The following is a 22,699-nucleotide window of genomic DNA, read 5'->3' on the forward strand; positions in this document are numbered from 1 at the left end:
CCGTGCTTCCTCGGTCAGGCACGGGGCGCCTCCCACCGGCCGCCAGGAGGCGCGAACACCGTGTCGACGCCGTCCGACCAGAGCAGCGAGTCGGGTGCGCGGTCGGTGACCCCGGGCAGGCCCGAGTCGGCGACGAGCTCGTCGTCGAGGTCGACCAGCTCGGCGCGGCGCAGCGTCCACGCCGCGTGCTCGTTCGGCCAGTAGCGGGTGCGTCCGCCGCGGGCCACGTGCATGCCCCACCGGCCGGTGAGGAAGTCCGCGAGGGGGTCGCCGACCACCTCGTCGGCGAGCGGGCGGACGGAGAGCCGGCTGGACGGCCGGGCTCCGGGGCCGTGGCGGCGGGAGGCGTACTCGACGACGCCTCCTCGTTCTCGCCTGGTCATCGACGCCCAGCGGTAGGGCAGGCCGAGGCCGGCCTGTGCGCCGAGCACCGGCAGCAGCTTCTGCGCCTCGAGGGTGCGGAACACGACGCCGCGGCGGCCGAGGTCGTCGACGGAGTACAGCCGCACGTTCGTCTCGAGGAACGAGCCCGCCCACGGCACCGCGGGCAACCGCCCGAACGCGCTGCCCGAGAGGCGGAACGGGATGAGCCCGACCCACGTCGACCCGCCGTGCACGTCGGGCCGGGTGCCGGGCGGCAGCAGGGGCGCGACCCGCTCGGGCTCCACCCGCCAGTGCGCGAACGCCAGGCCGCCCCAGTGCTGACGCACGAAGGGGCGACGGAGCAGAGGAGGCGCGGTGGCGGACACCGGGGAGGCGTCGCGCGGGGAGGCGGTCATGACGCCACGCTAGCTACCCCTCCGTCGCGCGCACCCAGTCGACGACCATGCGGCTCTTAGCGGGCGTCGTCTCGTCGGGCGAGCCCGGCCAGCGGCCGCCGACGGCGAGGGAGAACAGCACGTGGAACGGCTGCGTGAAGACCCACCGCAGCCCGTCCGGCGTGGATGCGCGGTCGACGCGCTGCACCTCCTCGTCGTCGATCGTCCAGGTGACGGCGTCGGCGGTGCGAGTCACAGCGAAGACGTGGAAGCCGTCGGACAAGCGGACGTCGTGGACCGCGTCTCCCCCGGCCTGCGAGTCGGTCGTCGGCGCGGTGAGCGTGCCGCCGTGCAGCAGGTGGGTCGACTTCCCGGTCGAGAACGGGGTCTCGACGACGTCGACCTCGCCGGCGGCCGGCCAGCCGACGGTGTCGACCGAGTCGCCGAGCAGCCAGAAGGCCGGCAGCAGGCCGGTGCCGTCGGGCAGGCGGATGCGCGCCGCCACCGTGCCGGCGCCGAACGACCGCTTCGTCTGCGTGGTGATCCGGCCCGAGGTGGCCGACCCGTCGGCGCCCAGGGCGGCGGTGATCACGAGGTGCCCGTCGCCGTCGAGCACGGCGGCGTCGGCCGTGTAGGTCTGCAGCTCGTCATTGCCCCAGCCGCCCGCGCCGGTCTGCGCCGTCCACGACGCGGCGTCGGGCGGCGTGCCCGCCGGGCCGTCGAAGTCGTCGGACCACGACGCCCCGCCGAGCGGGTCGCCCTCGCCGGTCGCTGCGCGGACGACGGGCACGACGACGGAGGCGGCGACCAGCACGAGCGCGAGCCCGCCCGAGCAGGCGGCGACGACGCCTGCGACCACGGCGGGGCGCACCGCGATGCGGCCTGCGCGCCGGGCGGCTCGGCGGCTGGCCGCGCGGCGGACCGAGCGGCGGACCGGGCCGTCGTCCCCGCGGCCAGCGTGTCGGCTCACCGCGCCTCGTCGGCTCTGCCGACGCCCAGCGCGTCGAGCAGCAGGACCGGCTCGGTCAGCACCCGACGCGCCGCCCGCTCGACGACCTCGGGCGACGGGGCGCCCGCCCCGAGCGCGACGGTCACCTGGACCACCCCGTCGACGATGAGCAGCTGCACGCTGACCGCGCCGGGGCCGACCGGGTCGACGGCGTAGGCCGCCTCGGCGGGGCGGCCCTCGCGGACCCACGGCAGGCGCTGGATCGAGCGGACGACGCCGACCGAGCTGAGCGAGATGCGCGCGGGCACGCTGCCGGGACGGGCCGGGGAGGGCCCGGGCCCGTCGGACGCCGTCGCCGTCGCCGCGGCACGCGAGACCGCGACTCGGCGCGGCCTCAGAGTCTCGCGTGCCGCGCCGATCGCCAGGGCGGCGAGCGGACGCCCCGACGACACGGTCGCCCGCAGGGCCCTCTCCACGGCGAAGGCGTCCAGGCCGCCGCCGATCGGTAGAGCTGTGACGAAGTTGCCGGGCACCTGGTCGTCCCCGTCGAGCCACTGCCGCACGTCGTAGACGACGTCGCTCAGCGGGTCGAGGTCGACCCCCTCGTCGAGCAGGGCACGGCGGAGCATCACGAGCACCGCGGCGGCGAACGACGGGGCCGGGTCGACCTCGCGGAGGCGGCGGCGAAGCGCCCGGTACGCCTCGGCCGTGCCCTCCGCGCGGACGACGGCCACGCGGTGCGGGGCCGTACCGGTCGCCGCCTGGACCGGCACGGGGCGAGCCGGCGTGACGGGGACGTCGCACGGTGGGTCGGCGTGGGGCACGGCCGGCAGGGCGACTCCTCGGCTGGCGGCCCTGCTGGCGACGAGGTCGAGCACACGACGCGGGTGGCGCACGAAGGTCGCGACGAGGGCCGACACGAGCGGACGTCGCGCCCCGACCGCGGTGATCCACTCGGGCACGGCCGAGCCCGCGGCGAGGTCGATCAGCGCGCCGGGGAGGGCCGCGGTGAAGCGGGCGTCGACCACGGCGTGGTCGTAGACGGCGAGGAGGTGCTGGCCGGAGAGCACGAACTGCACCGGCAGCGAGCGGTCGACCCGGTCGGCGAGCGCCGAGAGCGCCGCGGACGCGTCGAGCCGGCCGAGCTCGCCGGTCTCGTCGACGACGACCATGCGCTGCACGGCCGCGTCGAGCCGGGTCGCGTCCCAGGTCCAGTGCCCGGGCCGGCCGGGGAGCAGCCCGACGCGGGCGTCCGGGCCGACGGAGGCGACGCGCCGGAGCGCCTCCACGAGCGCGTCGCGGGTCGGCAGCTCGAGCGGGCCGAGCCGGCTGAGCACGTGCCAGGAGGCGGCGAGGCGGTCGAGGGGCGGCATCCGGAGCTGGCGGGGCGCCTCCGGGACGTCGTGGGGGCGGGGCTGCGTGACGGTCACGATCGGTCCTGTCGGTCGGGGGCGGCGGGGCTGGTGCCCTCGAGCACCCAGAGCTGCACGCCGCCGTCGTCGACGACGCTCGTCCAGCGGTCGTCGGCGTCGAGCTGGTCGGCGAACCGGTCGAGGGCGCCCTCGGGGTAGAGGCCGTACAGGTCGCCATAGTCGCGCATCTGCTGGGTCAAAAGGAGGTAGGTGGGCTCCCCCTCGAACACGAGGTCGCTCGTGAGGTCGCGCTCGACGGCGGGGTCGTCGAACGACTCGCCGAGCCAGCCCTCCCAGGTCGTCATGCTCGCGTCGTAGAGCGGGTCGGCCGCGGCCTGGGCGACGTACTCGCCCACCATGCGGCCGGGGCCGACTGGGACGGGGCTGAGGAGGCGGGACGGGACCGGCATGGTCCGCAGCAGCTCGCTGCCGACCTCGACGGCGCGCGGCTGCACAACGTTGGCGAACCAGCCGCCGTAGTAGGCCTGGGCGCTGCCGAGCGCCGCGGCGACCACCAGCACGGCCGCGACGAGCGGGACCACGGCGCGGGGAGCGCCGGGCGCGCGCGGCACGAGGAGGCGCGTCACCAGCGGCGCGACGAGCACGACGCAGCCGGGCAGCGAGTAGAGGTACACCCGGAAGAGGGCCTCTCCCCCGTAGCTCTGGCCGGCGAGCAGGCCGAAGGGCGCGAAGGCGAGCACCGCCGCGACGAGCAAGTGCTGGCGTGGCGCCACGGCTCGCGGGTCGAGCCGACGGTCGACGACGCGGGACGCTCGTCGGCGCAGCCGCCCGGCCAGCACCCCGTGGCCCGCGACGCCCCCGGCGAGCGCCCACAGCGCGACCGCGGTGCCGCGTGCAGCGAGGGAGGTGACGGTCTGGCCGGTGCTGCCCGCGCCGGTCTGAGGCGTCCGGGCGTTGGCCAGCGGGTCGGCCCCGGAGAACAGCGCCGACGAGCCGAGGTCGGCCGTGTGCAGCAGCAGCCAGCCCCCGGCGGCGAGCGCGAAGGCGAGGCCGAGCCACCGCGGGCGGACGACGCCGAGCGCCCCGAGGGCCAGCGCGGCGAGGACGAGCCAGTACGGCGTCAGCTGGTGGGTCACGACCACCGCCGCGAAGGGCACGACGGCGAGCAGTCCGAGCGCCGGGCGACGACGGCTGTGCACGAGCAGGACGAGCACGCCGAGGGCGAGCACCCAGCCGACGGCCTGCGGCGACAGGTAGTCCTGCCCCACCCAGCCCAGCGCCTGGGCGAGGAACGCGGCGACGAACGCCTGCCGGTGGGTCTGTCCGAGGCCCCGGGCGAGCGAGAACACGGCGAGGACGGCGAAGGCCTGGACGAGGACGGCGAACCACTGGGCCAGGGCGATCGGCGTCGTCCCCGTGACCGTGCAGAACCAGGCGACGGCGCTGAACGCCCCCGGCCAGCCGCCGTAGATGTCGACCCCGGTGGCGACCGACCCGTGCTGCTGGACCCAGTCGATCACCCCCAGGTGCTTGTACGTCCAGCCGTAGATCGGCTCGGCGGTGCCGAGCGCGGTGGGCAGCCTCAGGCAGGCCAGCGACACGGCGAGCGCCAGCACCCGGTCGGAGGCACGTCGGCCCCGCAGGGCGAGGACCGCCGCCACGGCCGACAGGGCGATCGACGCCGGGACTCCGGGCACCGTGCTGAGCAGGAGGCCGAAGGTGGTGTGCCGGGCCTCGGGGATCGCGGGCAGGGACGCGAGGCAGAGGGCGACGGCGACAGCCATCACGAGGCGGGCGGGCGTGAGGTGGGTGCGGACCGCCTCGGAGGTGCGGGCGACGCGAGCGGTGCGGGCGACGCGTCCCGGGACGGTGCGCCGCACCTCCTCGTCCCGTCGGGCGCCCGGCGCTGCGGCACGGTCGAGCAGGTCGGTCACGAGGCGGTCCCGCCGACGACCCGCGCGACCCGGCGACCGCTGCCGGCGCTCAGCCTCGCGAGGCGGAGGGCGCCCGCGACGACGAGCGCGACCCCGAGGCCGGCGAGCACGAGCCGTGGCGACCACAGCGCGGTCGTCGCGGCCCCCGTCGTGAGCAGGACGATCAGGGAGAGCCCGGTGACCGGCACGACGACGGCCGCGGCCGAGCGACGGAGGCGCAGCCACGACGCGAGGACCGCTCCCGGGCCGATCAGCACGGCTGCCGCGACCAGGGGCAGCTGGAGCCAGGACGGCAGCAGCCCGGGCGCGGCGACGAGGGCGGCCGCCCCGGAGAGCACGGCGGCACGGGCGGCGAGACGGCGCACGTCGGCCTCCGAGCGGACCGGGTGCGTGGTGCGCGCCCCGCCCGCCTCGGGGTCCGGGCCGTCCTCGTCGTCGAGCGCCGCCTCCTCGGCCTCACGGCGGGCGACCGCCCTGAGCTCGCGGCTGTACAGGCCGGGTCCGCGCAGCACGCTGGCGAGCTCGAGCCAGCCGATCCGCGACACCTCGCGGGCGAGCTCGGCGGCCGCGACCGCCTCGGCGCGGGCCCGGGCGACGGCCTCGGGCGCGGCTGTCCCGTCGGCGGGCACCGCCACGTCGGGCTGGGCGAGGCCCCCTCCGCCCTTGGAGAGCAGGCGCACCAGCGCCCGAGGGGCCCGGGTCGCCGCCTTCCGTCGCATGGGGCCGTCGGCGGCGACCTTCGTCAGCCAGGCTCCGAGACCGGTGCCGTAGCCGACCGACTGCTTACGCAGGGCGGCCACGTCCGACCGGTGGCGGTGCCAGACCAACGCTGACGGCTCGACGACGAGCGCGTGGCCCGCGAAGAGCGTGCGGGCGAAGACGTCGAGGTCCTCTCCCCCGTTCGTCGGCGTGCCGACGCCGAGGGCGCGGTCGAAGCCGCCGAGCTCGCGGGCAGCGGCCCGGGTGAGCGCGAAGTTCGCGCCGGTGCCGAACTCGCCGACCGAGAAGGGGAACATCGGCAGGTCGCGCGGCTGCTCGGCGAGGCGGTAGACGGCCGTGCGGACGTTGCCGGCCCACGAGACCCGGTCGTCGAAGTAACGCTGCACGGGCGTCCGCAGCTCGCCGCTCGGCACGAGGCCGGAGACGAGGGCGACGTCGGGGGCGAGGGCGAACCCTGCCTCGAGGCGCCGCAGCCACCACCGGTCGACGACCACGTCGTCGTCGGTGAAGGCGACCAGGTCGCCGGTGACGTGGCGGAGGGCCGCGTTCCGGGCGTTCGAGATGCCGGGTCGCGCCTCGGCGACGAGGGTGACCCTGGCGTCGTCGAACTCGGTCTCGACGAGGCGGCGCGTGTCGTCGGTGCGCGACGCGTTGTCGACCACGACGACGTCGAAGGACGGGTGGTCGAGCGCGAGCACGCTCGTCAGGGCCGACCGGAGGTCGTCGGGGCGGTCCCGGGTGCAGATGACCACCGTGACGCGCGACAGCCGCGCGGGCTCGGCGACGTCCTCGACCCGGGGAAGCGCGCGGAGCCCCTCCCGGAGCACCGCCACGTCGACCGTGCCGCCGACGACGGGCGCCTCGACGAAGCCGAGCACGGTGTGCCGACGGCGGAGGAGGAACCGCGCCGTGGCGTAGCCCTCGTGGTCGACGAGGCGGAAGCGGTCGAGGGGTGTGTACGCCACCTCATCCGCATCCAGCTCGCCGACCCAGACGGCGCCGCTCCAGGCGGGCGCGACGGGGCTGGACATCGGACGGGTGAGCAGGCCGTGGGTCACGAGGCCACCTCCAGGACACGGCGCGAACGCGCCAGGCCGACGACGCCGACGACCGCGAGGCCGAGGGTGACGCCGAGGACGAGGACGGCGACGCCGACGGCGCCCCCGGCACCGGCGGCCAGGACGGCCCCGGGGACGAGCACGGCGGTGGACGCCACGCTGCAGACGAGGACGGGGGTCGTCCGGCGTCGGGCACGCTGCTGCGAGCCCCACACCTCGTAGGCCGTGCGGACGACGGAGGCGCCAGCCAGCAGGGCCAGGACGAGCGACCCCTCGGGGGTCGCGTAGAACGGCCCGAGCAGCGACAGCAGCAGGGGCGAGGCCACGACGAGGCAGGTGGCCGCGACCGCGACGACGCCGAGCACGACGAGCCAGGTGCGGAACGCGACGGCGCCGACGAGGCCCTGCTCGCTCGACGCGTGGGCGATGAGCGACGTGCCCACGCTGACGACGACGAGGTCGAGCACGAGGCCGATCTGGAAGCAGAGGGCGAACAGCGCGCCCTCCGAGGCGCCCGCGAAGGTCGTGACGACGAACGGGAGCAGGAGCGCGCCTCCCATGTACAGGCCGTTGGCCGTGCCGTCGCGCAGCACGAAGGCACGGAACGACCGGCGCTCGGGCTCGCTGAGCGCGAGGGGCGCACGGTCGCCGACCACGACGCCCAGGCGACGCGGGACGAGCACGCCCCACGCGATCGCGACGGCGACGGTCGCCGGCAGCAGGGCCGCCACCACGATGGGCGAGCCGAGCGTGCCGAGGGCCACCACGACGACCGGCAGCACCGCGAGCTTGACGACGTTGACGGGGCCGTTCATGAGCAGCAGCCACTTGGCCGCCCCGAGGGCCGTGAGCACCGGGTCCTTGAGGACGAAGGCGGTCCAGACGACGACCGCCAGAGCCACGGCCACGACGGTCGCGACCGGCGAGGCGCCCGGGTCGACGAGGGCCGCGACCCCGAGCCCTGCCCCGAGGCCGGCGACCAGCGCCACGAGGGCCGCGATCGCCAGCCCCAGCCGGAGGGCCGAGGCCCCGTGCCGGCCGTCGCTCGAGATCGTGACGAGCAGCGCGTTGCCGACCCCGCTCGACGCGATGGCCGCGGCGGCCGTCACGGCCGAGTAGACGGCCGTGTCGACGCCGAGGCGCTCGGGCGAGACGGTGCGGGCCGCGACGATCCAGAAGACGAAGCCGGCGCCGGAGGTGACGGCGTAGCCGCTGAGGATCCAGAGGGAGTCGCGCGTGACGCGACGTCCGACGGACGGCCGGGGAGGCGCCTCCTGCGCAGGACGGGGAGGGACGCCCGTCGGGGCCGCGCCGACGAGGGGCGCGGCGCTCATCGGCCGGCCCGCTCGAGGAGGTCGGCGGTCTCGGCGATCGAGCCCGCGCCTCCGAGGCGTGCACCCGCGACCGTGCCGAGGACCCAGCCGGCCACGGTGGCCGCCACGCAGGCGACGATCGCGGCCGCACGACGCAGCCCGCCTCGGCCCACGAGGCCGAGCTCGCGCAGCACGGCGCCCGGCAGGGTGCGCGCGAGGTAGTGCGACTCGGTCGACAGCGAGTCCTCCCGGCCGAGCTCGCGGGAGAGGGCGGCCTTCGACACGCCCTCGAAGAAGCCGCGGCGCAGGAGGTACGACCACGTCACGCGGTCGGGCGTCACCCGGTGCTGCACGAGGGCCGCAGGACGGAGCACGATGCGGGCGTCGGGGTCGTCCTGGCGGAGGCGGATGCAGAGCTGGGTCTCCTCGCAGCCCAGCGGGATGCGCCCGACGCGACCGGTGTCGAGGTCGAAGCCGCCCGCCTGGACCAGGTCCCAGCGGCGGAACGCCATCGTGCAGCCCAGCACGTTGCGGACGTCGGCGTCCCCCTCGGGCAGGCCGGCGTAGCTGCAGCCCACGACCCAGAGCAGCTCGTCGCTGTAGAAGCGGCGGCCTCCCTCGGGCCAGACCGGCTCGGCGCGGCCGCCGACGCCCACGACGTCGAGGTCGACGAAGGGCTCGACGAGCAGGCGGACCCAGTCGGGCTCCGCGACGGCGTCGTCGTCGAGGAACGCGACGACGTCGCCCGAGGCCTCGAGGACGCCGGTGTTGCGGGCCCCGGAGAGGCCGCGCCGCTGGGCGTTCTCGACGATCACGACGTCGTCCCAGCGGGCCCGGGCGAGGGCGAGGAGCTCGGGTGCGTGGTCGATCACGAGCACGACCTCGTCCGCCTCCGGTTGGGCCCGCACGGACTCGATCGACGCCTGGAGGTCGGCCCAGCGACGCGTCGTGTAGGCGCACACGACGACGCTGACGCGCTGCGTCCAGCCGTTCACGCGACGATCCTGGCGGAGGAGGGGGCGGTGGCGCCCACGGCGTCGACGACGGCCACGGCCACGGCCGCGTGGGCCGAGGTCGGGACCGCGGCGACGACGGGCGCGGGAGCGAGCGCAGGGAGGCGGACGGCACGCCCGCGCCCCCGCTCGGCGAGGATCGTGCGCAGCACGCGGAGCCCGTCGCTCACGGCGTCGAGGTTGCTCTCGCCGTGGATGCGGGGCAGCTCGACGCTCGGGACCTCGGCGACCCGCAGGCCGGCGGTGGCGACGCGGCAGTTGATGATCGTCTCGATCTCGAAGCCGTCGCCCCAGAGCATGCGGCCGTCGGCCGGCGCGGGCGCACTGCTCGGCACGAGGTCGAGCACCGGCACGACGTGGGCCCAGAAGGCGTTGTAGCCGTAGCAGAGGTCGGTGTACCGGGTGCCGAGCAGGACGTTCGTCACGGTGTTGAGGAACCAGTTGCCGAGGCGGCGGACTCCCGTGATGTCGTCGCTCCCGCCGCCGGGGACGAAGCGGCTGCCCTTGGCGACGTCCGCGCCGGCGAGCAGGGCCTCGACGAAGCGAGGGATCTCCGCGGCGTCGGCGGAGCCGTCCGCGTCGAACATCACGACGACGTCGCCCGTGGCGGCCTCGAAGCCCCGGGCGAGGGCCGCGCCCTTGCCCCGGCGGGTCTCGGTCAGCACGACGATGTCGGGCATGACCCGGCGGGCCGTCGCGACGGTGTCGTCGACCGAGTTGCCGTCGACGAGGATCACCTCGTGCACGGCCGGGAGGGTCGGGAGGACGGCCTCGAGGTTGCGGGCCTCGTTGCGGGCGGGGACGACGATCGAGATGCGGGGGACGGCGGGGAGGGAGGGGATTGCGGGGATTGCGGGGACGTGCGGCGTGGAGCGCAAAGGTCGGGTCCTCTGGGGTAGGCGGACGCGTCGGGGCGCGCCGGACCGCGGCGCGGGGGGGCGCCACGGACCGACGCGATCCGCGCGGCGACGAGGGATCACTCGGGACGGAGGCCGCGCCTCGGGTAGGCGGGCCCCCGGGCGGACGGCCGATTCGGGTCGGGCCGTCCGTCGTGCGGCGGGGCCGATTCGGGTCGGACCCCGCCGGGGGTCGTGAGAACCATAGATCCGGCGTCTCGCACGGCGCCTGCCCCCTGATGGGGGGCACCCGGCCTCCGACGCCCCCCGGTCACCCTCCGCCGGCGGCCCCGCGCGCCGTCGCCGCCGACCCGCGGTGTCCCCCCGTCCGGGTGGTGCGCCCCGACGCCCCCGGCCGTCGTCCGACTACGATCTGCCGCAGGCGTCGTCGATCCCGACCGACGGGGCCCGGCAGGTGGCGACGAGGCCCTGCTCAGCCCAACTTGAACGACAGGTGTCGCACATGGCCGACGAGACCCCCCGCTACCAGCCGGTGTGCAGATGCGGCCACGACGAGGCGGCCCACGAGCACTACCGACGCGGCAGCGACTGCAGCCTCTGCGGCGCGGCCACCTGCGGTCGGTATCGGCCCCAGCGCTGACGCTCACGACTGCCGGTCCCCCGATCGAGGGTCGGCACATTTGCCGACCGCGTGTCCCCCGGCCGCTGAGCCGTCGCTCAGACAGCACGTACCCCGGGTAGCCCCTCGGGGTGTGCTCGACAACCACCCGAACTGGGGACGCGTCACCCTCCCGGGCCGGGCGCGTCGTCCCACGGGAGGGAGGCGCCTCCGACGGCCGGACGCGGGGAACGCGCGTGGGCCGAGGTCGACCCGACGTCGTTAGCCTGGTCCCGTCCCGATCCAGCCCCAGGAGGTCACCCGTGCCCCACGGTCCCGGCCAGCGCCGCCGCGCCGAGCGCACCGCCCTCGAGCGATCGGTCGACGAGGGCCTCCTGATCATCCGCTCGGCCCTGGTGGTCTCGGCGACCAACCACGTCATCCGACGAGCGCTGCAGGAGGCGCTGCCCTTCGACGAGGACGTGGCGACCCAGGTCGTCCGCGACGACATGGCCCGCCTGGCCGAGCAGCAGCTCGACGGGGCCGCCCGCGTGCGGCGCCTGCGCCGCCAGACCGGCCGCGCGTACGGGCAGTCCCGCCACCAGTTCGACTACCGCACCGACGACGCCGGGGCGCTGAAGCTCCGCGAGGCGACCGCCAAGGCGCTCGCCGCCGAGCTGACGAGGAGGCGCGACGACGACGCGTTCGTCGGCGGCGTCGTCGAGGCGGCCAGGTCGCGCGCCTGGGACGACGTCGGCAGCACCGTGGTCGACCGGCTCGGCTGGGCGGCGTCGCCTGCGCCGGGCTACGACGACGGGCGGGACGAGCGCATCCGCGGACTCGTCGAGGGCGACCTGGCCGACCTGCTGCGCGCGGCCGGTCGCGAGGACGACGCCGGCAGCGGCGCCGGCCTCAGCCGCGGCTGACCCGCAGCGGCCCCTTCGCGATCTTGTACGGGGCGGCCTGAGCGACCGGCTTGATCGTCACGAGGTCGAGGTTGACGTGGGCGGGCAGCTCGACCGAGTGCACGATCGACTCCGCGACGTCCTCAGCGACGAGCGGCGCCTCCACCGCCGAGTAGACGGCGTCGGCCCGCGCCTGGTCGCCGCCGAAACGGACCAGCGAGAACTCCTCCGTGTGCACCATCCCCGGCGCGATCTCGACGACGCGGATCGGCTCCCCCGCGAGCTCGAGGCGGAGCACCGCGACGAGCGCGTGCTCGGCGAACTTCGACGCGTTGTACCCGCCGCCGCCCTCGTACGCGACGTGGCCCGCGATGGAGGTGACCGTCACGACGTCCGCGCCGCCCGCCTCCTCGGCCCCTCGCCGCAGCGCCGGCAGCAGCGCCGACACGGCGCGCTTCGTGCCGAGGACGTTGACCTCGAACATGCGTCGCCAGTCGTCGACCGAGCCGTTCTCGACCGAGTCGAGGCCGAACGCGCCGCCGGCGTTGTTGACGAGCACGTGCAGCGGGCCGGTCTCGTCCACGTGCGCGCGCAGGGCCGCGACGTCGTCGTCGCTCGTGACGTCGGCCCGGAACCAGCTCGCCCCCGTCTCGTCGGCGAGCACCCGGAGGCGGTCCTCGCGTCGGGCGACCGCGAGCACGTCCCAGCCCCGCGCCCGGAACAGCCGCACCGTCGCCGCGCCGATGCCCGAGCTCGCTCCCGTGACCAGTGCCCGCTTCGCCATGTGCCGCCCTCGTCGTTCGTTCGTTCTCGTCCGTGGTGACCGTCGCGTCCCGCCTGCGGCCGTCGCCCACGCTAGCGCGGCGGACCGACGTCGCCCGTTACGCCGCGAGTCCGAGCCCGTGGACACCCGCCCCGCGCCTCCGTACCGTGGCCCGCAGCCGCACCACCCCCCCGACCCGGACGAGGAGCACACCATGAGCGCAGAGACGCCCGACTGGAAGTTCGAGACCCAGCAGATCCACGCCGGGGCACGACCCGACCCGACGACCCACGCCAGGGCGACGCCGATCTACAAGACGACCTCGTACGTGTTCCGCGACTCGCAGCACGCGCAGGACCTCTTCGCCCTCGCCGAGAACGGCAACATCTACTCGCGCATCATGAACCCGACCCACGACGTGGTCGAGCAGCGCATCGCGGCGCTCGAGGGCGGCGTCGGCGCGCTGCTCGTCGCGTCCGGCCAGGCCGCGTCGACCTTCGCCGTGCTCAACCTCGCCGAGGCCGGCGACCACATCGTCTCGTCGTCGTCGATCTACGGCGGCACGTACAACCTGTTCCGCTACACGCTCGCGAAGCTCGGCATCGAGACCACCTTCGTCGAGGACCAGGACGACGCCGACGAGTGGCGCCGAGCCGTCCGTCCGAACACGAAGCTCTTCTTCGCCGAGACGATCGGCAACCCGAAGATCAACGTGCTCGACATCGAGAAGGTCGCCGACGTGGCCCACGCCGAGGGCGTGCCGCTGATCGTCGACAACACCATCGCGACCCCGTACCTGATCCGTCCGATCGAGCACGGCGCCGACATCGTCGTGCACTCGGCCACGAAGTTCCTCGGCGGGCACGGCACCGTGATCGGCGGCTTCATCGTCGACGGCGGCAGGTTCCCCTGGAGCGACAATGCCGAGCGCTTCCCCGGGCTCACCCAGCCCGACCCGTCGTACCACGGCGCCGTCTACACGCAGGCGGTGGGCGACGCCCTCGCCTACGTCATCAAGGCCCGTGTCCAGCTGCTCCGCGACCTGGGCGCCTCGAACAGCGCCGACAGCGCCTTCTCGCTGATCCAGGGCATCGAGACGCTGAGCCTCCGGATCGAGCGCCACGTGCAGAACGCGCAGGAGATCGCCGAGTGGCTCGACGCCCGCGACGACGTCGCCGCGGTCTGGTACGCCGGGCTGCCGACCAGCCCCTGGTACGCCGCCGCCAACAAGTACGCGCCGCGCGGCGTCGGCGCCGTGCTGTCGTTCGAGCTCAAGGGCGGCGTGGACGCCGGCCGGGCCCTCGTCGACGGGCTGCGCCTCTTCAGCCACCTCGCGAACATCGGCGACGTGCGGAGCCTCGTCATCCACCCTGCCTCGACGACGCACTCGCAGCTGACCCCCGAGCAGCAGCTCACGACCGGCGTGACCCCCGGGCTCGTCCGGCTCTCGGTCGGCCTCGAGAACGTCGACGACCTGAAGGCCGACCTCGAGGCCGGCTTCGCAGCCGCCCGCGCCGTCACGCAGGAGGCGCTGCGCACCTCCTGAGGACGCACCGGGGAGGCGCGGCGGACGTAACAAACGAGCCGCGCCTCCTCGGGTCGAGCAGGATGGCAGCACATGGACTGGCAGAGCACCCCCGAGGACACCGTCCCGTCGAGCGTCGTCAGCGAGCGCACCCGCCTCGCGATGCTGGCCCGGCCGCCCGTCACCGGGGCCTGGCGCGACGGCGACGACCCGGGCGACCGCTCGTTCGTGGCCGTCGACAGGCTCGACCTCGAGAGCGGCACGACCCTCGACCGCGTCCGCGTCGCCTACGAGACCTGGGGCGAGCTCTCCCCCGCCCGCGACAACGCCGTGCTGCTGCTGCACGCGCTGACGGGAGACAGCCACGTCGTCGGCCGGGCCGGCCCCGGCCACCGCACCGCGGGCTGGTGGGGCGGCGTGGTGGGCCCCGGTCTCGCCGTCGACACCGACCGCTGGTTCGTCGTCGCCCCCAACATGCTCGGCGGCTGCCAGGGCAGCACCGGCCCGTCGTCGTTCGGCCCGGACGCCGTCGAGTGGGGCTCGCGGTTCCCGCACCTGACGATCCGCGACCAGGTCGCCGCCCAGGCGGCCTTCTCGGACGAGCTCGGCATCGAGCGGTGGGCCGCCGTCGTCGGCGGCTCGATGGGCGGCATGCACGCCCTCGAGTGGGGCGTGACGCACCCCGACCGGGTCGAGCGGCTCGCCGTGCTGGCGGCCCCGCCCCTGGCGAGCGCCGACCAGATCGCCCTCAACACGGTGCAGACCGAGGCGATCCGGATGGACGCGGCCTTCGCCGGCGGCGACTTCTACGACGCCGTCGACGGCGAGGGGCCCTGGCGCGGCCTCGCTCTCGCCCGCCGCATGGCCCTGCTCAACTACCGGTCGCCCGAGGAGCTCGCCGCCCGGTTCGGGCGCGCCTGGCAGAGCGACATCTCGCCCCTGGGCGGCCCCGGTCGGTTCCAGGTCGAGAGCTGGCTCGACTTCCACGGCGCCAAGTTCACGCGCCGCTTCGACGCCGGCAGCTACGTCGCCCTGCTGGGGGCGATGAACTCCCACGACGTCGGCCGCGACCGCGGCGGCGTCGAGGCGGCGCTCGCGCGGGTCACGGCGCGCACGCTCGTGCTCGGGGTCGACAGCGACCGGCTCTTCCCCGCCCGCGACCAGCAGGCGATCGCCCGGCACCTGCCGAACGGCCTCGACGACGGCGAGGCCGTCGTGATCACCAGCGAGTACGGGCACGACGGCTTCCTCATCGAGGACGACGCGGTCGGCCACCACCTCCGGCGGCTGCTGGCCAGCTGACCCGCGGGGCCGTGGGGCCGACCGGTTCGAACTGCCGGGCAGCCGCTCTTCCTGCGGGTCCCCCGAACGGCCGACACGTCCCCCGTTCGGCGCCTGCCCGCGACGCGAGCGATCCACGCGTCCTCGGCGCGTCGCGCGCGGGCGTGCGCCTCACAGGGCCTGCACATGTGGAAACATGAGGGGTCGCTGTCACCCGACAGACACGCATCACGTCGTCCGCACACGTTGGATCACCATGGACATCTTCGGCCAGGAACGGGATCGGCTCCTGAGCTCGACCACGCGCACGCTGGGCATCGCGTGCGCCGGGGTGTCGCTCGTCGCCCTCGCCTTCCCGGGCGTGACCGAGCCGGCCCACCTCGCCGTCGTGGTCGTGCTCGTCGCCGCGCTGATCGTCGCCCTCGTCGTCGTCGGCCGGACCGGCTCGCGCTGGGCCGTGCTCGGCGGCATGGCGGTGGGGCTCGCCGCCACGGTGGTGGCCCTGCTGCCGTTCGGGGCCCCGGCGGACGCCGCGGTCGCGACCGCGGTCATCCCCCTCGCAGGAGGCGCCAACGCGTCGTTCGCGTTCGTCCTGTCCACGAGCCGCATCCGCGTCGTCACCGCGGTCGTCGCCTTCGGCGTGTCCGTCGCCTGCGTCTCGCTGGCCACGGGGTCGTTGCTCACGTTCCCCGTCGCGGCCGTCGTGCTCGGCTGGGTGCTCGTCTTCGTCGTCGGCGTCTGGCTCGGCCGCGCCGTCCCCCTCGCCGCCCGTCGCATCTACAGCATCGGCAACGCGCACCGTGCGGAGCGCCAGGCGAGCGAGACGGAGGCGCAGCGCCGGCAGGGCGCGCGCCTCCTGCACGACACCGTGCTCGCGACCCTCACCCTCCTCGCCCACTCCGGGGTGGGCGTCACCCCCCAGGCGCTGCAGGACCAGGCGGCCGAGGACGCGCGCCTCCTCCGTCACCTCCGCCTCGGCGGCACGCCCCAGCCGCAGGCCTCGGGCGAGTACAGCCTCGAGACCGTCGAGGAGTCGCCGCTCGGGCAGACCCTCGAGTCGGTCAAGCAGCGGTTCGGGCGGATGGGCCTCGAGGTCAGCTGGCACGGCACCGGCCAGGTGCTGCTGCCGACGCACGTGCTCGACGCGTTCCTGCTCGCCCTCGCCGAGTGCCTCGAGAACGTGCGTCGCCACGCCGGGGTCACCGAGGCACACGTCACGATCATCCACGACGACTCGATGGTCCGCGCGATGGTCACCGACGCGGGCGTCGGCTTCGAGCTGAACGGCGTGAGCGAGGAACGACTCGGCTTCAAGGAGTCCGTCGTCGGCCGGCTGCGCGAGGTGGGCGGCAGCGCCCGTCTCTTCTCGTCGCCGGGAGCCGGCACCACCGTCGTCCTGGAGGCGCCCCGATGAGCATCGACGAGAACACCCTCGGGGTGCAGCGCGGCCGCCGTGCCGCCCGCGGCCTGCCGATCGGCTCGACCGGGGCTCGGTCGCTGCGCCAGGCACGTGCGGCGGGCGCGACGCTCGGCACCGGCTACCTGGGGATCGGCGCGGCCGTCGTCGCCGCCGTGCAGGCGGTCTACGGGCTCGTCTTCTTCCTCAGCCACCTGTCCGACTACCCGATGGTCGCGCCCGCGCTCGTGGCGTGGCTCCTCTACATCGCCGCGTTCGTCGGCACGGCGGCGCTCGTGACGATCCGCGGCGAGCGCCTGACCGGCGGGGTCTTCGCCGTCATCGGCGGCATCATGGTCGTCGTCGTCGTGCTCGACTTCATCGCGATCTGGCCGCTGGACGACGTCGGCGCCTACGCCACGGCGAGCGTCGCGGTCGGCTTCGGGCTGCTCCCCGTCGTGACGCTGCGGCCGGCCCGCGAGATCGTGGTCGCCGTCGGGGTGCTCCTCGTGGGCTTCGTGGTCATGGTCGTGGCCTCGACCCCCCTCACCGCCGACTCCGTGCCGCAGCAGATCTCGATCGTCGCCCTCGCCGTGCTGCCGGGCGCCGTCGCCGTCTCGGTGGTGCAGCGGTTCCGACGCATGGTCCAGGTCGAGCTCGACCGCGTGCTGGTGCAGAGCAACGTGTCGCAGCCCCGCTTCGCGGTGGGGATGCTCGCGAGCGACGAGCTGGCCCGCCTCGACCTCGCCGCCGAGAAGCTGCTCGACGGCGTCGCCGGCGGCGACGTGCCGCTCCCCCTCGCGCCCAAGGTCGCCTCCCAGGCCGCGTCGCTCGCGACCGAGCTGCGGCTGCACCTCATCGAGGGCCGCCGCGAGACCTGGCTGCACCACGCGGTCACCGAGTCCGAGTACCTGGGGCGCTCGGTGACGCTCGTCGACCCGTCGTCGCTCGCGGGGCTGCTCGCGCCGCCGCAGCGCGACGGCCTGCTGCAGGCCGTGTGGCTCCTCCTCGGCGACTCGAAGACCAGGGCGCCGAGCGCGGCGATCACGCTGACCCTGGGCCCGGTGGCCGCCGTCACGCAGTCCATCGCCTCCCTGGCCGGCCGCAGCGTCGAGGTCCCGATCGTCGTCTCGACGACCGGCATCCGGCGCAACCGGGTCACCCCCGCGACGTGGAGCGCCCTCGAGCGCGTGGGCGAGTATTCGGCCTCGACGCACGAGTCCAGCCTCCGCCTGCGCATCCACTGCATCGTCGACAACCCCGCCGAGTCGTGACCGCCCGCGACAGGGCTGTCTGCAGCTCGACCCGTCCGTCTAGCATGGACACCACCTCCTCAGAAAGAAGGACCGCCCCGTGACGACACCCGACGACCGCATCCGTCTGGCCCTGGTCGACGACCACAAGATGCTCCTCGGCGCCCTGAGCGAGTGGATCCGGGGCGCGGCCAGCGACATCTCGATGGTCGCCGCCGTCGCGTCCTGGCCCGAGCTGCTCACCCACCCCGAGTTCCCCGTCGACGTCGTGCTGCTCGACCTCGACCTCAAGGACAACATCCCGATCTCGCTGAAGATCAACACCCTCAAGACGACCGGCGTCAAGACCGTGCTGATGAGCACCTACTCCGAGCCCAACGTCGTCCGCGAGGCCCTCGCCGCCGGGGCGCTCGGGTACCTCGTCAAGAGCGAGGACGCCGAGATGATCGTCGAGGCGATCAGGGCCGCGGCCAAGGGCGAGTCGTACATCTCGGCCGAGCTCGACCTCGCGCTCAACGCCGCCGAGATCGGCGGGGTGCCGAAGCTCAGCGCGCAGGAGCGGCGCGTCATGGCCCTCTACGGCGGCGGCGAGCCCGTCAAGGCCGTGGCGTACCAGCTCGGCATCAGCGAGGAGACGGCGAAGAGCTACCTCAAGCGCATCCGCGAGAAGTACCGCGTGGCCGGCTACGACGTCGGCACGAAGGTGGCCCTGCGGAAGCGCGCCATCACGGACGGCATCCTGCTGCAGACCGACATGCCGGCGCAGACCAGCTTCTAGCGCTGTTCGGCGGCGGCCTGGGCGGGCGTCGCCCGCCGGTGCCGCCGCTCATGACACAGTCGAAAAGGGACGAGATGCCCGGGGGCCCCCGGTCATCTCGTCCCTTTTCGCGTACATCCCGCCCGAGCGGCGTCCCTAGCGCCCCTGCACCACGAAGACGGACCCCGTGTCGGTGTCCTCCTTGTGGTCGGCCTCGCTGGCGGCGGCGCAGAGCGCGGCCTGACGTGCGTCACCCGTCTTCTGCAGCCGGAAGCTGGTCACGGTCAGGACGACCCCGACGAGTGCCAGCACCACGCCGACCCAGCCCGGGGCGGCGAACCCGAACCCGGCGGCGATGACGGCACCGCCGAGGTACGCGCCCGCGCTGTTGCCGAGGTTCATCGACGAGTGGTTGAGGGCGGCGCCGATCACCTGGCTCTCGCCGGCGACCTCCATCAGGCGCGACTGGACCGACGGACCGATCATCGAGCTGACGAGCCCGAGGAAGAACGTGGTCACGAAGATGCCCACGATGCCGTCGACCAGCAACGCGTACGCGACCAGCGCGGCGATCAGCCCGACGAACCCGACCGTCAGGGCGGCCTTCAGGTTCTTGTCGCTCGCCCAGCCGCCGATCACGTTGCCGATGGTCATGCCCACGCCGACCCCGACCAGCACCCACGGCACGACGCCCTCGCCGACGCCCGCGCCCTCGGTGACCGCGTTGGCGATGTAGCTGTAGACGGCGAAGAAGCCGCCGAAGCCGATGGCGCCGATCCCCATGACGAGCCACACCTGGGGCTTCCCGAACGCGCTGAGCTCCCGCCGCATCGAGGCGGACGAGTCGCCCTCCATCCGCGGCACGGCGAGCGCGACGGCGACGAAGGTGAGCGCGAAGATCGCGGCGACGGCGAGGTAGGCGGCGCGCCAGCCCTGTGCCTGTCCGAGCGCGGTGATGGACGGGACGCCGATCACGTTCGCGATGGTCAGCCCGCTGAGCACGAGGGCGACGCCCTTGCCCCGGTTGCCCGGGCCCATGATGGTGGCCGCCACGATGGAGGCGATGCCGAAGTAGGCGCCGTGCGGCAGGCCCGCGAAGAACCGCGCCCCGAGCACCCAGCCGAACGTCGGCAGCACCGCCGACAGCACCGTGCCCACGACGAACAGGGCGAGGAGCCCCATCAGCAGCTTCTTCTTCGGGAGGTGCGACGACATGGCCGCGATCGTCGGGGCGCCGACGACGACGCCGAGCGCGTAGGCGCTGACGAGCCAGCCCGCCTGGGCGATGCCCTGGTCCGACGACTGCGCGTAGAGGCCGGGCAGCAGGTCCTGTGCGATGTTCGGCAGCAGGCCCATGGCGACGAACTCGGTCGAGCCGATGCCGAACCCGCCGAGCGCGAGGGCGATCAGGGCGAGGGTCTTGCGACGGGTGGTGAGGACGATCACGGGCGGCTGCCTCCAGGTCGAGGGGCGAGGTGCGGATGCGGTGGGGCAGGGTGCTCGCCGTCGAGCTCGTGCACGGCGGGTCCGCAAGCTCGATCGCATCGATTCGATGGCCCCGGACGGACCCGGACGACGAGTCTACGGGCAGCACGCGCGACCCGCCCCGCCTACTCCGTGATGTGCCGGACACGCGATCGTGTACCCGTCGGTATCGATTCGGACACGACGTCTCCGTCTCGGCCCGCCGGGCCGCTCCCCTGCCCTAGTGTCTGGTCGTCCACCTCGGTGCCGATCTGCGGCGCGGGAGGACGAGACCCCGACCACTCCTCCCCCGAACGGACCCCGTGAAGATCACGAAGCCCCTCGCCCTAGCCGTCGCGACCCTCGCCGCCGGCAGCTCCCTCTTCCTCTCGTCCGGCGCGGCCTCCGCCGCCGGCGCCGACGCCGACCCGGCCACGCAGTACGTGAACGACGTCGATCAGATCCAGGACTACGACTTCGGCGGCCAGGTGGCCGCGGGCACGTGGGTGGCCGACGTCGAGTCCACCACGAAGGAGGACGCCCTCTCGTTCGGCCCCGACGGCCTCTCGACCGACGGCACGACCGGTGCGTACCTGCTCACCGGCACCCGCGCCTCGGTGCCCGTCGCGTCGCTCGCGGAGCTCATCGCCGAGGCCGACTTCGTCTCGACCGGCACGGCGAAGTTCGGCTTCGTCATCCAGACCGACGGCCCGGACCTGCGCTTCAGCACGGCCACGGGCACGACGGGGCTGGAGGCGGATGCCACCTACGATCCCGGCGCCTCGGACGGCGGCGCGATGACCGCCGACCAGATCGAGGAAGACTACGCCGGCACGGACGCGACCGTCAGCGCCTACGGCTTCCTCCTCAGCTTCCCGGAGCGCACCCCCGCGACCGTGTCGAGCATCACGGTCGACGGCGTCACCACGCGCTTCACGCCCACCCCGACCTTCACGGTCGCCCCCGGCACCGTCCCCGCCGCGGCCCTCCGCAGCACGGGCGTCGCCGTCTCTGCCACCGGCTTCGTGCCCGGCGAGACCGTCACGACGGGCTACGGCACCGGCCGCACCGGGAACGCGCTCGACACCACGTTCGTCGCCGACGCTGACGGCGCCGTCACCGGCACCCTCGTCGTCCCCGCCGACGCCGCCGGCGGCGACTACACGCTGACGCTCGTCGGCACGACCTCGGCGCTCCGCCTGCAGGCGGCGCTCGCCGTCACGGCCGACCCTGCGGCCCCCGCTCCGGCAGCTCCCGCCGCGGGTGCCGCGCCCTCGGCCGTCGCCCCGGTCGCGACGCCCGTCCGGGCCGCCGCCACCTTCACCGGCTGACGCGACCCGCGCCCGGCGGCACGTCTGCCGAACCGCTCGCGACCCCCTGTCCTCCTCGAGGGCAGGGGGTCTCGTCGTCCGCCTGTCCCGGCCCGGCGTCGCGACGACCCGAGGTCGTCGTGCTCCCCGAACAGGGCCTGCCGCGGTGCCGACGGACGCTGGCATCATCGTCCGGTGCCCTCCCTCGACGCCCCGTCCACCGCTTCCTCGACGCCGAGGACGCACGTTCCCGTGCCGGTCGTCCGAGCCCCCCTGTCAGGGAGCCCACGGTGTCGAGCTCGTGCTCGCCGTCGGGCAGCGTGACGAGCCGCCGCAGCTCGCCGGGGTGACCCACCTCGCCGAGCACCTGCTCATCCGGCTCGCGGGGCCCGACTCGATCTTCAAGGACGGTACGACCGGCCTGTCCACCGTCTCGTTCACCGCATCGGGCAGCGAGGCCGGCTGTCTCGACTACCTGCGACGCCTCACCGCCGCCATCAGCGACGTCGACCTGCCGACCGACGAACAGCTCGCCCTCGAGCTCACCCTCATCGAGAGGGAGGACCCGATGCGGTTCCACGAGACCGTCCCGTCCCTGTCGACCGTGCGATGGGGACTGCAGGACGCGGGGATGTTCGGCGCGGGCGCCGCCACCGTCGCCACGCTGACCCGCGACGAGGTCGTGGCCTGGGTGCGCGAGTGGTTCACCGGCGACCACGCGGTCGTCGTCCTCACCGGCACTTGGCCCGACGACGTCGAGCCCGGCCTCTCGCTGCCCGCGCCGCCCGCCGTGCGGATGCGTCGTCCGGCGACACCTGCAGGGATCGCGACACCGGTGGCCGTGCCCACGCCGCACGGAGGAGCGGCGCTGTCGGTCGTCGTCCCCGTCGATCTCGGACCGTCGCTCGACCACGCCGTACAGCACCGCTTCTTCGCGGAGCTCCGCCAGGACGCCGGCCTCGCTTACCACGTGGACGTGCAGACGGAACGGATCGACGCCGACACCGTCGAGCTCGAGGTGCACGTCGGCGCGAGCACCGAGAAGGCTCGCGATGCCGTCGTGGCGCTCGTCCGGGTGGCCAGGGACGTGGCAGAGCACGGCTTCGGCGAACTCGCCGTGGCACGGGCGAGGCTCGCGGCCGGGCTGACGCTGGCCGACGCCCACGTACGCGTCGGCATCACCGCGGACGACACCGTGCGAGCCCTGGTGCTCGGGCACCCTGAAGACGATCTCGACGCCGAGCTGCAGGCGGCCTCGGCAGTCGAGGACGAGACGATGCGGGCGGCCTGGGCGCATGCTCTCGAGACCGCGGTCGTCATGGTCGACGAGGACGCCGACCTGGGCGACACGGACGAGTTCGGGGAGGCGATCGGCATGCGGTGGGACGACCTCACCCCCGCAGTCGCGGTGAGCCCTCGAGAGGCCTCCCGTGCGGCGAAGGGCCACCGGAGATGACGGAACGCCCTCCTCG

Annotated in this window: 18 protein-coding genes; 8 read left to right on the plus strand and 10 right to left on the minus strand. The window is 74.6% G+C overall.

The genetic code is table 11. From position 1 onward, the window contains the following. Nucleotides 1–14: 14 nt before the first annotated feature. The 8 genes from ITJ48_RS03490 to ITJ48_RS03525 are packed head-to-tail and all read right to left on the minus strand — an operon-like array spanning nt 15 to nt 9,996. Nucleotides 15–779: a YqjF family protein gene (locus tag ITJ48_RS03490; RefSeq protein WP_194612413.1), complete on the minus strand. Its 765-nt coding sequence runs from the start codon at nt 777–779 to the stop codon at nt 15–17. A gap of 13 nt (nt 780–792) precedes the next feature. Then, nucleotides 793–1,728 (minus strand): glycoside hydrolase family 16 protein, encoded by a 936-nt coding sequence (locus tag ITJ48_RS16590; protein ID WP_194612414.1) that lies wholly within the window; start codon nt 1,726–1,728, stop codon nt 793–795. Further along, nucleotides 1,725–3,137 carry a hypothetical protein gene (locus tag ITJ48_RS16595; RefSeq protein WP_194612415.1) on the minus strand — a complete coding sequence of 471 codons (1,413 nt, stop codon included), beginning with the start codon at nt 3,135–3,137 and terminating at the stop codon, nt 1,725–1,727. Before ITJ48_RS16595 ends, ITJ48_RS16590 begins: the two co-directional genes overlap by 4 nt. Next, nucleotides 3,134–5,014, minus strand: coding sequence for a hypothetical protein (locus ITJ48_RS03505; protein WP_194612416.1), 1,881 nt, complete (start codon nt 5,012–5,014; stop codon nt 3,134–3,136). Before ITJ48_RS03505 ends, ITJ48_RS16595 begins: the two co-directional genes overlap by 4 nt. Further along, nucleotides 5,011–6,792 (minus strand): glycosyltransferase, encoded by a 1,782-nt coding sequence (locus tag ITJ48_RS03510; protein ID WP_370544760.1) that lies wholly within the window; start codon nt 6,790–6,792, stop codon nt 5,011–5,013. The genes ITJ48_RS03505 and ITJ48_RS03510 overlap by 4 nt, the downstream gene beginning before the upstream one ends. Then, complete coding sequence (locus ITJ48_RS03515) at nt 6,789–8,126, minus strand: hypothetical protein (protein WP_194612417.1); 1,338 nt, start codon at nt 8,124–8,126, stop codon at nt 6,789–6,791. The genes ITJ48_RS03510 and ITJ48_RS03515 overlap by 4 nt, the downstream gene beginning before the upstream one ends. Beyond that, nucleotides 8,123–9,100, minus strand: a complete 978-nt coding sequence (locus tag ITJ48_RS03520) for a glycosyltransferase family 2 protein (protein ID WP_194612418.1) — start codon at nt 9,098–9,100, stop codon at nt 8,123–8,125. The genes ITJ48_RS03515 and ITJ48_RS03520 overlap by 4 nt, the downstream gene beginning before the upstream one ends. Then, entirely contained in the window at nt 9,097–9,996 is a 900-nt protein-coding gene (locus ITJ48_RS03525; RefSeq protein WP_228506195.1) for a glycosyltransferase family 2 protein, read from the minus strand. The genes ITJ48_RS03520 and ITJ48_RS03525 overlap by 4 nt, the downstream gene beginning before the upstream one ends. Nucleotides 9,997–10,896: 900 nt before the next feature. Between ITJ48_RS03525 and ITJ48_RS03530 the strand changes: the two genes are divergently transcribed. Further along, complete coding sequence (locus tag ITJ48_RS03530) at nt 10,897–11,499, plus strand: hypothetical protein (protein ID WP_194612419.1); 603 nt, start codon at nt 10,897–10,899, stop codon at nt 11,497–11,499. Here ITJ48_RS03530 and ITJ48_RS03535 read toward each other — a convergent pair. Further along, a complete protein-coding gene (locus ITJ48_RS03535) occupies nt 11,486–12,262 on the minus strand; it encodes an SDR family oxidoreductase (RefSeq protein ID WP_194612420.1) in 777 nt (258 codons plus the stop codon). The genes ITJ48_RS03530 and ITJ48_RS03535 overlap by 14 nt on opposite strands. A 193-nt stretch (nt 12,263–12,455) precedes the next feature. Between ITJ48_RS03535 and ITJ48_RS03540 the strand changes: the two genes are divergently transcribed. From ITJ48_RS03540 to ITJ48_RS03560, 5 genes are all read left to right on the plus strand, one after another. Next, nucleotides 12,456–13,787 (plus strand): bifunctional o-acetylhomoserine/o-acetylserine sulfhydrylase, encoded by a 1,332-nt coding sequence (locus ITJ48_RS03540; protein WP_194612421.1) that lies wholly within the window; start codon nt 12,456–12,458, stop codon nt 13,785–13,787. 72 nt (nt 13,788–13,859) lie between these two features. Beyond that, complete coding sequence (locus ITJ48_RS03545; protein ID WP_194612422.1) at nt 13,860–15,068, plus strand: homoserine O-acetyltransferase; 1,209 nt, start codon at nt 13,860–13,862, stop codon at nt 15,066–15,068. Nucleotides 15,069–15,303: 235 nt separating this feature from the next. Further along, a complete protein-coding gene (locus tag ITJ48_RS03550; RefSeq protein WP_194612423.1) occupies nt 15,304–16,461 on the plus strand; it encodes a sensor histidine kinase in 1,158 nt (385 codons plus the stop codon). Beyond that, nucleotides 16,458–17,717, plus strand: coding sequence for a hypothetical protein (locus tag ITJ48_RS03555; RefSeq protein ID WP_194612424.1), 1,260 nt, complete (start codon nt 16,458–16,460; stop codon nt 17,715–17,717). Before ITJ48_RS03550 ends, ITJ48_RS03555 begins: the two co-directional genes overlap by 4 nt. Nucleotides 17,718–17,796: 79 nt before the next feature. Continuing rightward, nucleotides 17,797–18,474 carry a response regulator transcription factor gene (locus ITJ48_RS03560; RefSeq protein ID WP_123546384.1) on the plus strand — a complete coding sequence of 226 codons (678 nt, stop codon included), beginning with the start codon at nt 17,797–17,799 and terminating at the stop codon, nt 18,472–18,474. Between the two features lie 135 nt (nt 18,475–18,609). Here ITJ48_RS03560 and ITJ48_RS03565 read toward each other — a convergent pair whose 3' ends face one another. Beyond that, nucleotides 18,610–19,899 carry an MFS transporter gene (locus ITJ48_RS03565; RefSeq protein ID WP_370544761.1) on the minus strand — a complete coding sequence of 430 codons (1,290 nt, stop codon included), beginning with the start codon at nt 19,897–19,899 and terminating at the stop codon, nt 18,610–18,612. Nucleotides 19,900–20,240: 341 nt separating this feature from the next. On the opposite strand from ITJ48_RS03565, the gene ITJ48_RS03570 reads away from it, so the two are divergent. Together ITJ48_RS03570 and ITJ48_RS03575 are read left to right on the plus strand one after the other, a co-directional pair. Next, nucleotides 20,241–21,248: a hypothetical protein gene (locus ITJ48_RS03570; protein WP_194612426.1), complete on the plus strand. Its 1,008-nt coding sequence runs from the start codon at nt 20,241–20,243 to the stop codon at nt 21,246–21,248. A gap of 280 nt (nt 21,249–21,528) precedes the next feature. Next, the gene (locus tag ITJ48_RS03575) at nt 21,529–22,683 is read left to right on the plus strand and encodes an insulinase family protein (RefSeq protein ID WP_194612427.1); all 1,155 of its coding nucleotides are present in this window, start codon (nt 21,529–21,531) and stop codon (nt 22,681–22,683) included. Nucleotides 22,684–22,699: the final 16 nt, after the last annotated feature.

The sequence above is a fragment of the Frigoribacterium sp. VKM Ac-2530 genome (genome assembly GCF_015350835.1).
Classification (GTDB): Bacteria; Actinomycetota; Actinomycetes; order Actinomycetales; family Microbacteriaceae; genus Frigoribacterium.